12 protein-coding genes are annotated in these 11,737 nt (G+C 45.5%); 2 read left to right on the top strand and 10 right to left on the bottom strand.

Annotation, left to right across the window (positions count from 1 at the left end):
• From IQ263_RS11225 to IQ263_RS11180, 10 genes are all read right to left on the bottom strand, one after another.
• On the bottom strand, positions 1–190 hold a 190-nt coding region (locus IQ263_RS11225; RefSeq protein WP_194067496.1), incomplete at its 3' end, for a hypothetical protein.
• 56 nt (positions 191–246) lie between these two features.
• Entirely contained in the window at positions 247–1,329 is a 1,083-nt protein-coding gene (locus IQ263_RS11220) for a glycosyltransferase family 4 protein (RefSeq protein ID WP_194067495.1), read from the bottom strand.
• An 84-nt stretch (positions 1,330–1,413) separates the two neighbouring features.
• Positions 1,414–2,484 carry a glycosyltransferase gene (locus IQ263_RS11215; RefSeq protein WP_194067499.1) on the bottom strand — a complete coding sequence of 357 codons (1,071 nt, stop codon included), beginning with the start codon at positions 2,482–2,484 and terminating at the stop codon, positions 1,414–1,416.
• A 154-nt stretch (positions 2,485–2,638) separates the two neighbouring features.
• Positions 2,639–4,768 carry a glycosyltransferase gene (locus IQ263_RS11210; RefSeq protein WP_194067494.1) on the bottom strand — a complete coding sequence of 710 codons (2,130 nt, stop codon included), beginning with the start codon at positions 4,766–4,768 and terminating at the stop codon, positions 2,639–2,641.
• 10 nt (positions 4,769–4,778) lie between these two features.
• Entirely contained in the window at positions 4,779–5,312 is a 534-nt protein-coding gene (locus IQ263_RS11205) for a hypothetical protein (protein WP_194067493.1), read from the bottom strand.
• A gap of 231 nt (positions 5,313–5,543) precedes the next feature.
• Positions 5,544–6,614 carry a glucose-1-phosphate thymidylyltransferase gene (locus IQ263_RS11200; RefSeq protein ID WP_194067492.1) on the bottom strand — a complete coding sequence of 357 codons (1,071 nt, stop codon included), beginning with the start codon at positions 6,612–6,614 and terminating at the stop codon, positions 5,544–5,546.
• A 303-nt stretch (positions 6,615–6,917) separates the two neighbouring features.
• Positions 6,918–7,628, bottom strand: a complete 711-nt coding sequence (locus IQ263_RS11195; protein WP_194067491.1) for a M15 family metallopeptidase — start codon at positions 7,626–7,628, stop codon at positions 6,918–6,920.
• 24 nt (positions 7,629–7,652) lie between these two features.
• Positions 7,653–8,006: a DUF5615 family PIN-like protein gene (locus IQ263_RS11190; RefSeq protein WP_194067490.1), complete on the bottom strand. Its 354-nt coding sequence runs from the start codon at positions 8,004–8,006 to the stop codon at positions 7,653–7,655.
• Positions 8,006–8,242: a DUF433 domain-containing protein gene (locus tag IQ263_RS11185; RefSeq protein ID WP_106333745.1), complete on the bottom strand. Its 237-nt coding sequence runs from the start codon at positions 8,240–8,242 to the stop codon at positions 8,006–8,008. Before IQ263_RS11185 ends, IQ263_RS11190 begins: the two co-directional genes overlap by 1 nt.
• A 125-nt stretch (positions 8,243–8,367) precedes the next feature.
• Positions 8,368–9,030 (bottom strand): class I SAM-dependent methyltransferase, encoded by a 663-nt coding sequence (locus tag IQ263_RS11180; protein WP_194067489.1) that lies wholly within the window; start codon positions 9,028–9,030, stop codon positions 8,368–8,370.
• Between the two features lie 330 nt (positions 9,031–9,360).
• On the opposite strand from IQ263_RS11180, the gene IQ263_RS11175 reads away from it, so the two are divergent.
• Positions 9,361–9,831, top strand: coding sequence for a MarR family winged helix-turn-helix transcriptional regulator (locus IQ263_RS11175; RefSeq protein WP_194067488.1), 471 nt, complete (start codon positions 9,361–9,363; stop codon positions 9,829–9,831).
• Between the two features lie 163 nt (positions 9,832–9,994).
• Positions 9,995–11,671, top strand: a complete 1,677-nt coding sequence (locus tag IQ263_RS11170) for an HlyD family secretion protein (protein WP_194067487.1) — start codon at positions 9,995–9,997, stop codon at positions 11,669–11,671.
• Positions 11,672–11,737: the final 66 nt, after the last annotated feature.

Here is an 11,737-nt window from a genome sequence, read left to right as displayed (position 1 = left end):
GGAGAGGGGGAGAGGGGGAGATTGGGAGAGGGGGAGATTGGAAAAATCTTCCTGCTTCCCTCTTCCTTCTTCCCTCTTCCCTCTCCCGTCTTCCTTCTTCCCTCTCCCTCTCCCGTCTTCGCTCTCCCGTCTTCCTTCTTCCCTCTTCCCTCGGACTGATGACGTTGTACGGAAAGCTCGGAGGCGACAACACTAATGACTGATGACTAATGACTGATGACTAATGACTAATGACTTCTTCCTTCATTAAAGATATCGATCGAGAATAGCAGCAGTTTCCCGGCCTGTCTTTTCCCAGCTAAATTGTTTTGCTCTGGCCAAACCGAGTTGCCGCAAGTGCGATCGAGCTTTGGCATCCGTTGCAAGCTCTTGCATAGCAGAGGCTATTTCCTGGAGGCTGTAGGGATTGACTAACAGTGCGCCGTCCCCCGCGACTTCTGGCATCGAAGATAGGTTAGAGGTGATAACAGGAGTGCCACAGGCCATTGCTTCGAGTACGGGGAGGCCGAATCCTTCCCAAAGACTGGGGAATAGCAGGGCGATCGCCCGATTGATGACTTTGGGCAAATCAGCCGCCGGGAGATAATCTAGAAATTTTACTCGATCGAACAATCCCAATTCTTGAACCTGCGCCTTCAGCAGCGGCGTATAGCGCCGATCTTCGGAACCTGTTATCCACAATTCGTACTCGGAATTCTTGGGTAAAGCTGCAAAGGCTGATACAACTCGCTGCACGTTTTTATGGGGATTGTGGCGGCCCATATAAAGAAAATAATTGCTTGTTGGTAAGTCTAGAAACTTAAAAAAACTCGCATCATAGCCGGGAAAAATTCGCGAAATCAAAGAACTGGGAATCTTGCAAAAATTCATGAGATCGTTGGCCGTCGATTCGGAATCGCAGATGATATGTTCAGCCTGTCGCAGCACTTGCGGAATGTAGTAGCGGTGATAAGGTGTCAGCGGATCGAAGCGGCGGGGAAATCGCAGCGCTATTAGGTCGTGTACTGTAATTATATAGCGACAACCTGCAAATAAAGGAGCTTCGGGAATTGGAGAAAATAATAAGTTAGATTTTAGCTGTTTGTAAATTTTGGGTAGTTGGGTTTGTGTCCACAGCAATCGATTGATGTGTCCTCTGCTTCCTTGTTCGGGTGTGAGGTTGGCGGGAATTTCGTAGCAGTTATTGTTGGGGAAATTCTGGGCTGTAAGTAAGGTGGGATTGAGAGGATTTAGGTGGGGAAATAGGTTTTTGGCATAGATGGCTAAGCCTGTTGGTTGAGAAATTAGGAAGGAAAGATTAATTAGCAGGTTGGATTGGGGATTGGACATGGGATAATATTTAGATTGCGGTTTTGTGGTGGGATTTTTTTTTATTTAACCGCAGAGGGCGCAGAGGGCGCAGAGAGGGAGGTTTTAAAGGTATTTTTGCAAGATGTTGGCGGTTGCTTCTCCGGTTTTTTTCCAGCTAAATTGATTTGCTCGTGCTAAGCTAGCTTTTTTTAAGTTCGATCGCACTTTGGAATCTCTGGCTATTGTTTGCATGGCGTGGGCAATTTCTCCAACGCTGTAAGGATTGACTAATAATGCTGCATCTCCGGCGACTTCTGGCATTGATGACAGGTTGGAAGTGATGACTGGTGTACCGCAGGCCATTGCTTCCAAAATTGGCAAGCCGAATCCTTCCCAAAGTGTGGGAAATACGAGGGCGATCGCCTGATTCATTAGTACGGGCAATTGAGCATAGGCAACGTAACCGAGAAACTTTACTGAAGATTGTAAGCCTAATTCTTCAACTTGGGCGATCGACTGCGCTGTGTAGGCGTTGGGAGGCCCCGCCAGCCACAATTCGTAGTTGGCGCGATCGGCTAAACTCGCAAATGCAGCGATTAATCTTTCTAAGTTTTTGTAAGGATCGTGTCTGCCGGTATAAAGAAAATAATTTTTGGCGGGCAAGTCGAGATATCTAAAATTAATATTATCGCAAGCTAGGGGAATTGCGGTCATTTTCTGACGCGGGATTTGGTAAAAGTTAGCAACATCTGTCGCCGTTGCTTCAGAATCACAAATAATGTGTTCCGCTTGCCGCAAAACCTGCGGTATGTAGTAGCGAAAATAAGCCGTCAAACGAGAAAGTTTTTGGGGAAACCGCAAAGGAATTAAATCATGTACCGTAACAATGTAGCGGCATTTTGAATATAAAGGTGCTTCGGGAATTGGGGAAAAAATTAGGTTTGACTGCAATTTATTATAAATTTGGGGTAATTCAAATTGAGTCCACAGCAGCCTGTTAATTTGTCCTTTCGGGCCGCGATTCGGTGTCAGAGTTTCGGGGATTTGATAGCAACTATAATTATCAATTTGCTGGGAAGCGAGTAATGTTGGTTCTAGCTGTTGTAGTTGCGGGAAAAGATTGGCGGCATAGGTTCCGATTCCCGTAGGTTCGGGAGTTAAGAAAGACAAATTGATTAAAAGTTGATTGGACACGCTTTGAGTAAAAAATAATTTTAATGGGTAACGAATAATCCGTAGGGAAACGGCACTGCCGTGTCCTCGATCCGTAGGGAAACGGCACTGCCGCGTCCTCGATCCGTAGGGAAACGGCACTGCCGCGTCCTTAGCCGCATCCATATTTGTATGCTTAAGGTCGATCGAGCATTTGAGCAATATCAGCAGGATTTGGCAGCCGAATTGTAGCATATTCTTGGTGAATAATCTCAAAAAAACTATTGACTTTTTTCTCAAAACCTGCAAGTCTAAAGTTCTGACTGCGCTGCTGTGCACCAGCTTGAAGTTCAGCTAACAAATCGGGATTAACAATTAGTTGATGCGAATGCTGGCAAAGTTCCTCAACGGTATTGAACAAAAAGCCCGATCGCCCGTGTTCGACAATTTCCACTTGGCCACCACCAGCAAAGACGATCGGAGCACAACAGTTTTGCATTGCTTCCACAGTCGCCATCCCGAAATGTTCAAACCTTTGAGGATTCACTTCACCCAAACCGCAGCCGTGCCAAAAAATGCTCGCTTTAGCATAAAGCAATTTTACCTCCTCAAAAGAAGCATTAACTTTGAGTTCGATCGCCCTTGAATCTTGCCTCAATAAATTTTGAACCGTCTTTAAATAAGGATTTTTTGGAATGCTGCTACCAGCTAAAATCAGCCGCCATCCTTGAAGTCGATCGGGATAATCTGCTAGCAAACTGCGGAAAGCTTTAATTAGTTCAATTTGCTTTTTTGTTCCCCCAGCTTCAAACTGTCCCACAGCTAAAATGACCTTTTCTTTCGCCACTTTCACCGTTGCCATTTCCACGGGCGGATAAAGTAAAAAAGTTGGCTGCAAGTTCCAGCGTTTTTCCAGCCACTTGACAGTAAATTGACTGTTGGCAATAATAAAAGTGTAGTCATCCACAGCAAAGTGACGGTTGCGAAAAACATTGGGAAAATGGCAAAAAAATATTGATATCGGCGATAGCGGTTTCACTTTTTCTAGTTGGTTAGCATTGATAAAAATATCGTAATTTTTGCTTTCTCTGGAAATTTCATCAAAGGGATTTTCCATGTCCTCCACGATGATGCTGGAATCGATACACTGCATTCCGCGTTTGTCGTAAAACTGCAACGGAATAATTTTAATTTTGCATCGAGAAAGATTCAGCCCGTACCACGATTCTAAGTCGGAAACAGCAACGGGTTTGTTGGCGATGAAGGTAATATCAAATTCATTTTGCAGCAAGGAGGCGATGGTAGCGACGTATTTTTGGCCGCCGCCGATAAAATGAAGTCCGTGATCGTAAATGGCGATCGACATTTTGCGATCGCCCCGAACCACCTGCAATCGAGGTAAAATGCGATCGACCTTGCTGCGGCTGTAAATCACCGCCAACTTTTCCAACAACTGCGGGAGTACATTTGCGATGATTTCCGGTTTCTGATAATCTAGCAGTTTTTTAATCGCCACAAACAAACTCTCGAACAGCAAATTGTACTGTTTGTTAGAAAAAAAATCTGAAGTATGAATCGCCTTAACTAATTGCAAAGGTTCGTGTTTCGCCAAATACAAAAACCGATTGCGGTTGCAGAAATACTCAGTCAGCTTGCTACCTTTACTAGAACCTCGATACTCGTGATGGGCGATAGCTGCGGGAACATAAAGCATTTTCCAACCCCGTTTAGAGCAGCGTTTCGCAAACTCTACATCCTCAAAATACATCACAAAATCTTCATCAATCGACCCCACATCTTCTAGACATTCCCTGCGAAAAAGCACCGCCGCCCAACAAAGTCCCTCGACTTTTTCTTCTTTATCGTACTGTCCCGAATCTTTCTCGCCAAAACCGATATCTTGCCAATAAAACTCAGGTAATTGCTGAATTCCCGCGCTGTTAATTCGCCCGTCTTTAAACAATAATTTACCGCTAGCAGCGCCGACTTTATCGTCAGTTTCTAGCCGTTTTACTAATATTTCCAACCAGTGACTGTCAAGGGTTGCATCATTATTTAAAAAGGCGATATATTCCCCTTTTGCTTCGCCGATTCCGAGGTTGAGAGCTTTGGCGAAGTTGTTCGCGGAATTAACAAATATCCGAACTTTAGGAAACAGTTCGCGCAAAGCATTAACCGAATCGTCTTTAGAACAATTGTCAATTACAAGTAAATCGAGTTGCTGTTCGGGATACGCAAGTTTTTGTAGAGATTTTAAGCAATCTTTCGTGTGGCGAAGACCGTTATAGTTGACTATAATTAACGAGCATATTGGCAGTGTGGTCATTTTTGATGCTTTATTTTTGTCGATCGCGCAATTGAGCGGTAATCATCTCTAAAATAGCAGTATGTTGCTGCTGCACTGCTTTAATTTCCTCTATTTCTGACTGAAAATTTGCGATCGCCTGTTGTTGAGTCTCAAGCTGTGCTTTAACTTCGGGAAAACAGCCATTGAACTCTGATACAATTTTTTTCTCTAGAGTTTGTTGATTTTCTTGCAATTTTTGCAACTGTCTGCTCAACGTTTGCACCACGCGGGTATTAGCAAAATTGTAAATTACTTGTCGTTCGAGTACCGGCCTGAGCAATTTTCGGACGATTTTCCTAACGGCTATGACTGCGGAACCCAGTCGCCTTTGGTAAGAAGTAATGGGGACGTTGTAAATGTCGAAACCAGTCTTCAAAAGGGCGATATCCTCGTCATCTTCATCTCGGGCGATCGCATTATTTTCTCTTGCAAACATCAGCGAATCAGCAATACCAATTCGCGGCTCCAAAGTTTGTCGCAATTTATCTATAATTTGTTGAGTTGGTATTTCTTCGGACTCCAATCTTTCACCTCCTTGAGATAACGTAGTATGACTTATTACGGAACAGGCGTTTTGGCTGTTCGAGGGCGGGCAGGATGCCCACCCCACAAGAAAATGTATCTCTTGTTAAATCATGATTATTGCTTCCGATATTGGCATCATCTCAACTTAAGCTATAGCGGTTCGATCGCGTTGTGAGGTATGCCCACGGAGGCCTATGCCCAGCGGCACCTTATATGAGAGCTCGAAATGCTATAACTCAATTTGACTGTCATCACCGATCATAAACCGCAAAGCCTTTGGACGCGCCGGCGCATTAATCAGTTGAGCTCGCTGCCCGATCACGCTATCAACAATTCGCTGATGAATGCCAATTATTTTCGCCCCTTGCAATATTACACTGTGTTCGATATCAGCATCAATCATCGTCACGCGATCGCCAATACTGCTGTAAGGCCCGACAAAGCAATTTTCAATGCGGCTATTTTCTCCAATTACCACAGGCCCGCGAACTGTAGAATTAATAATTTCCGTTCCTTCGCCTATTTGCACGCGCCCGATAATTTGACTTGTGCTCTCTACTTTCAATTCAGATGAAGCTACGATACGGCTATCTAAAATGATTTGATTTGCACTCAGCAAATCATCTTTTTTCCCCGTGTCCAGCCACCAACCCTCTAAATTACAGGCTTCTACCTGTTTTTTCTGATTGATGAGCTGTTGGATAGCATCAGTAATTTCCAGTTCGCCGCGGGGCGAAGGTTGAATTTGATCGATCGCCTCATGAATAGTAGGAGCAAAAAAGTAAATTCCCACCAGTGCTAAATTCGACGGTGGAACTTTTGGTTTTTCTACCAACTGCAAAACTCGCCCGTTTTCATCAACTTTTGCCACACCGAAAGCCGAAGGATTTACAACTGGACGCAACAAAATTAGACCGTCTAGTTTTTGCTTTTGAAAAATCTCTAAAAACGGATCTAGCGAATTTTCAATTAAGTTATCTCCCAAATACATAATAAACGGAGAATCGCCTAAAAACGGTCGGGCAACTTTCACCGCGTGAGCGAGTCCCGCCGGTTCTGATTGCAAGATATAAGTAATTTTTGCACCGAAGCGAGATCCATCTCCAGTTTTCGCCTTCACCTCTTCCCCAGTTTCGGGACTAATAACAATCCCAATATCCGTAATCCCAGCCGCCACAATTCCTTCTATTCCGTACCACAGTATCGGCTTATTTGCCACAGGAACCAACTGCTTAGCACCCGTATAGGTTAGGGGACGCAAGCGTGTACCTTTGCCGCCAGAGAGGATGAGTGCTTTCATGGGGTGAAATCTAAGTTATCCTTTAGGGTTTGCGGTGCTGGCTCGATTTGCCTGCACTTGTTCGCTCTGGTTAATTTTAAAGCACCGCTACCCCGCTGGCAATAGCCTCGATAGCAGAAAGAAGGCTTCAAAGGCTTCAATCGAGGTAAAAAGAAGCACGAAGGAAGAAGGAAGCAGCAATCAAAGCAAGGGTTTGAGCAATGCGAAAACTTTCTCAGTCTCTTGGCGGTTGCTGTCCAATTGATTTATAGTCGATCGAGCATTCAGTCATCTCAAATCGAAAAATGGAAAATCTCAAATAGTTTAATAGCGACCGTATCTAGCGATAACTTTCTTACCACTATTATTGTTATTTGTCAACCAAGCCCACATTTGATCGCCCAGACAAAAATGCCACCACTCCTTAGGATGCTGCTGAAAACCAGCCGCTATCATGGCATCTTTTAATATTTGCCTGTGCAGGTGATATTCCTGTTTGTGAGGCTGTTTGCTCTTGGCAAAATAATCGGGATAAGAGCGTTCTGATGTTTCATCAATCGGAGAACCCATATCAATTTGTTGATTATTTTCATCCACTAAAGTTATATCTAAAGCAGCGCCTGTACTGTGAGGCGGAGGCGTAGCCAGATCCATACTCGGTACAGCCCAAAATTGATATACGTGTTGGATAATTACTTCACGTTTGTCTTCGGAAACCGGAAATTCGCAGCCTTGAGCTACAGCAATTTGATTGAAAGTATAATCTATCATAAATTGCTGAACTTCTACCGGCCGATAAGCGTCAAATATCAGAATTTGCCAATGAGGATAATGTTGCTGTAGTTGTGTTTTAGCTTTTATTAAACTATTGACAACTCCTTGCCGCAAATAGTAAGGCGAATCTGCTTTGCTGTTGTGATAAGGAGCACCCAGTTTTTGATAGGGGTGCGGCGTTTCCAAGGCAAAATGTTCGGTGGGAATTGGCACTAAGGGTTCGCCGCATTCATCGATCGCTATTTGCTGATATGGTTTCATATCAAGGTTTTACCTGTTTGATTATTATTGATGAACTACAATTGTATCGCGATTCATTTCGATCAATGAATGTTGCTGAAATAGTTCAGTCAACTGCGACAAATTATTTATAAATAAGTCGATAAGTTGGTTATTATTTATATTGCCCGTGGTCAATATTAACACCTTGTAAGGTTGCTGCTTAATCATAAATGAATCGATAAAATCTCTATCTTTTGTGATAACAATTCTGCCTTCTTGGATTGAAAACAAGTTAACTTCTGAATCGGGAGTTGCGTTTTGTCGAGGTAAATCCTTAGTATGAATAGTATCGTGACCAGCAGATTGCAGAACGCGCGCCAGACGTACTGGTAATTGTGCATCTACCAAAAACTTCATTACACTAATACTCGATATATGCTTTTTACTTGAGTAAGCCGCGCTGCAAAAAGCAAAGCAGCTAAAATATCCTCATGTTCTAAATCGTCATAATCATCTATTATTTCTTGAAAATTCATACCAGAACTAAGTAATTCAAGAATCAACTCTACTGGATATCTAAGACCGCGAATACAGGGTTTTCCGTGACAAATATTGGGGTCAAGTGTGATGCGCTGCAAAAGTTGGTTTTCCATATTTGAGGAGCAACTGTTAAATATATTCTAACTTAAAGAACCTAACCTTGGCTCGGTTTGTAGTAAGGACTTTAGTCCTTAAAAAAATCAGCGGACTAAAGTCTTCACTACAAACCTAAAAAATTCTAACTTTGGCGGTAAGCAACTACCGCATAAAATGGATCGCCGCCTCCCATCCCCAGCATTTGCATAAAACTCGGTAAGTTAGACTGTTTACTAACTACTTCCGGTTTGCTAAATCCGGGTATGCTCGCTCCTTTGACCGAATCAAAGTAACTCTTGACCAATTGTACCCGATCGCCCTCCGCACCTTCCCGCCAAGCCGCAATTGCCTTTTGATAAAACATCCGGTTGGAAAAGCTGATAATTGCTACGCCTCCGGGCTTCAAAATGCGGCGAATTTCAGCAAAAATCGCATCCGGCTGTTGCAAATACTGCACCGATACGCAGTTGACAACTGCGTCAAATTCTGCATCTGCCAGCGGCAATTTGGGATTTGCGTTCAAATTTTGCAAGAAATAATGATTCAGTCTGGGATTTTTTGCTAACTCCTCTTCATTCATGCCGTGGCCTTCGACATGGGCAAATTCCATTTCTTCCGGCAAGTGAGACACCCAACTGCTCATCATATCAAAAATCCGAGTATTGGGTTTGAGCCGTTCCCGATACAAATCGGTTAGTTGCTGAATAAACCCGTCATCTACATGAGTCACAAACCGAGGAGAGGAATAGAACAGTGTATCGTCGGTGTCGTCTAACTTGGTACGCAAAGAGTCTGGAAGCAACATAAAGTCCGATCGCAAATAAGATGTACTCTTTCTAGTTTAAGAACAATTAAGATTTGTAAACACCTTTCCCCAGAAGGACATCCGGCTTGCACGGTGGTTGAGGGCGCGATGGATAGTTGAAAGTTGGACACCCTCTGCAACGCCACAGTCTGGGCGAGTGGGCGAGTCGGCCAGCGGGCGAGTTCGCCAGTCCGCCACGCCAGGGGTTTCAACCCGGTTGGGTTCGCAGTTTTAGCGCAGCATTTGCCCTAACCAAAAATTCTACTTTCCCCCTTGACAACTTCCAAAATACACTTTACACTGATAGTACGAACACTAAGTAATAAGCCGATGGTTACTACATCCACTGTCGATCGCAAATATCTAGCTCAGTGGCACGACGTTCTTGCTCCCCATAGCCTGGGCTACCGGCTCAAACTGCTGGGGCAGCTAGGAACTCGCAGGCTGCAAGAAATACTCGAACCCTTCGGGCTGACACCTTTTCACTGGCTGGTACTGTGCTGCTTGTGGCAAGAAGACGGTTTGCCTACTTCCAGCATTGGCGACAAACTGCAACAGGTAGGCGGGACGCTGACGGGCGTGATCGATCGCATGGAAGAAAGAGGCCTAGTCCGCCGCGAGAGAGACACCCGCGATCGGCGCATTTGGCGAATTTGGCTGACAGATGCAGGCAGGGAACTGCAAGACGTGCTGCCGCCACTGGTAGCGACTATCAGAGAGAAGTCAATGACTGGAATTTCCCCGGTTGATCGAGAACGCTTCTCAGAACTCATCGATATTGCGATCGCCAATCTTTCCTAAACCGACAAATCACTCTCACGGATGAAGCGCAGCAGCATCTACCTCTACTAAATTACAAATAACCGCAAAATACTACGCACTCTTAAAAACAGCAGTCTTAATAAATAAAAACTACGTACTCTAACCAAACGGCATCTTATTAAAATCTCAGGAGTCAACTACCATGAAACCCACCAACGAAACCAACCCAGCAGAATTCAACGGCAACGGCAACGGTAAAGCAGTCGCGGTATTAGAAAAGCCGATCGATGACACCATAGCCAAAAGCCTACCAGTAATCCCCGCCCCAGAAACAGAAGTCAGCACCGAGCTCAAAACCGGCCCAGAAACAGAAATCCAACCACCCCTGCCGCCGTCGGAAACACCCAAGAAAAAGTCCAAGAAACCACTAATTTTCGCTGTATTGGGCATCGGGGCGATCGCAGCGGGCAGCTTCGGCTACCACTACTGGCAATACGCTTCCATCCACGAAGAAACCGACAACGCCACAGTTGCCGGACACATCCACCAAGTCAGCAGCCGCATCAACGGTACAGTCGGCGAAGTCTTAGTGCAAGACAACCAACAAGTCAAACGCGGACAACCGCTGATTAAACTCGACCCCCGCGACTACCAAGTTAAACTGCAACAATCCCAAGCAGCCTTAGAAAACGCCCGCCGCCAAGCCGAAGCAGCCCAAGCCAATATTGCCCTCGCCTCTCAAACCAGCCAAGGCAAAACAGCCCAAGCCCAAGGAGATATCAGCACCGCCAATGCTGGCATTTCCACCGCCCAAGCAGCCATTAAAGAAGCCCAACAAGGCGTACCCGCCGCCGAAGCCGCAGTCGCCCAAGCCGAAGCCGGCGTGCCCGCAGCAATCGCCAAAGTCGCCCAAGCCGAAGCCGGAATTCCCCAAGCACAAGCCAAAGTGACGGAAGCCCAAGCCGGTATTGCGGCCGCGCAAGCTCAGCTAGTACAAGCGCAAGCTAGTCTGGTTAAAACGCAAGCCGATTATAAACGTTACGAAAGCTTGCAAGAAGAAGGTGCGATCGCCCGCCAGCAACTAGACGCAGCTAGAGCCGCCTATGAAGTAGCCCGAGGCCAAACCACCGCAGCCCAACAAGGAATTGCCCAAGCTAGAGCGCGCTTAGCCCAAGCCAAAGAAGGCGTAATCGAAGCCCAAGCAGGAGTAGCCCAAGCTAAAGAAGGGGTAAAACAAGCCGAAGCCCAAGTAGCGCAAGCTAAAGTCGGCATCGCCAGCGCCGAAGCTAAAGTCGCCGTAGCCCAAGAAGGTATCAGTACCGCCGAAGCGAAACTCGCTGCATCCCAGGGCGGGTTGCAACAAGCTCAAGCTACGGGCGAACAAACTAAAGTCAGCCGATCGCAGTATGATGCTGCTAAGGCTGCGATCGCCCAATCGGAAGCTGCGGTTAAAGACGCTCAACTGCAACTTTCCTACACGAATATCACCGCACCAGCCGCCGGACAAATCGGCCGCAAATCGGTTGAAGTCGGGCAGCGGGTGCAGCCGGGAAGTCCATTAATGGCGATCGTCAGTAATGATTTGTGGATAATTGCTAACTTCAAAGAAACGCAACTGGCAAACATGAAACCAGGCCAAAAAGTAGAAATCAAATTAGATGCTTTTGGTGGCCGCAAATTTGAAGGTCATCTCGATAGTTTCTCCCCTGCTTCTGGCGCTCAATTCTCCTTATTGCCTCCCGATAATGCTACTGGAAATTTCACCAAAGTTGTGCAGCGGATTCCGGTAAAAGTTGTGTTTGATGCCGAAAGCATTAAAGGCTACGAAACTCGGATCGCACCGGGGATGTCTGCTACAGTGAATGTTGAACTGAAATAAGGGAAGAACACGGATGTTGACACGGATAGACGGATGAATTTAGAAGTTGGGGATTTGATTTTTTTC

Origin of the sequence: Tychonema sp. LEGE 06208, assembly GCF_015207505.1 — a bacterium.
Lineage (GTDB): Bacteria > Cyanobacteriota > Cyanobacteriia > Cyanobacteriales > Microcoleaceae > Microcoleus.
Note: the sequence above shows the minus strand (reverse complement) of the source record. Positions and strands in the feature narration are given on the sequence as shown.

What these genes read in the sequence shown, in the direction of transcription:
- IQ263_RS11220 (WP_194067495.1), bottom strand. Translation starts at nt 1,329, where the DNA reads ATGTCCAATCCCCAATCCAACCTGCTAATTAATCTTTCCTTCCTAATT.
- IQ263_RS11210 (WP_194067494.1), bottom strand. Translation starts at nt 4,768, where the DNA reads ATGACCACACTGCCAATATGCTCGTTAATTATAGTCAACTATAACGGT.
- IQ263_RS11200 (WP_194067492.1), bottom strand. Translation starts at nt 6,614, where the DNA reads ATGAAAGCACTCATCCTCTCTGGCGGCAAAGGTACACGCTTGCGTCCC.
- IQ263_RS11195 (WP_194067491.1), bottom strand. Translation starts at nt 7,628, where the DNA reads ATGAAACCATATCAGCAAATAGCGATCGATGAATGCGGCGAACCCTTA.
- IQ263_RS11190 (WP_194067490.1), bottom strand. Translation starts at nt 8,006, where the DNA reads ATGAAGTTTTTGGTAGATGCACAATTACCAGTACGTCTGGCGCGCGTT.
- IQ263_RS11185 (WP_106333745.1), bottom strand. Translation starts at nt 8,242, where the DNA reads ATGGAAAACCAACTTTTGCAGCGCATCACACTTGACCCCAATATTTGT.
- IQ263_RS11180 (WP_194067489.1), bottom strand. Translation starts at nt 9,030, where the DNA reads ATGTTGCTTCCAGACTCTTTGCGTACCAAGTTAGACGACACCGACGAT.
- IQ263_RS11175 (WP_194067488.1), top strand. Translation starts at nt 9,361, where the DNA reads ATGGTTACTACATCCACTGTCGATCGCAAATATCTAGCTCAGTGGCAC.
- IQ263_RS11170 (WP_194067487.1), top strand. Translation starts at nt 9,995, where the DNA reads ATGAAACCCACCAACGAAACCAACCCAGCAGAATTCAACGGCAACGGC.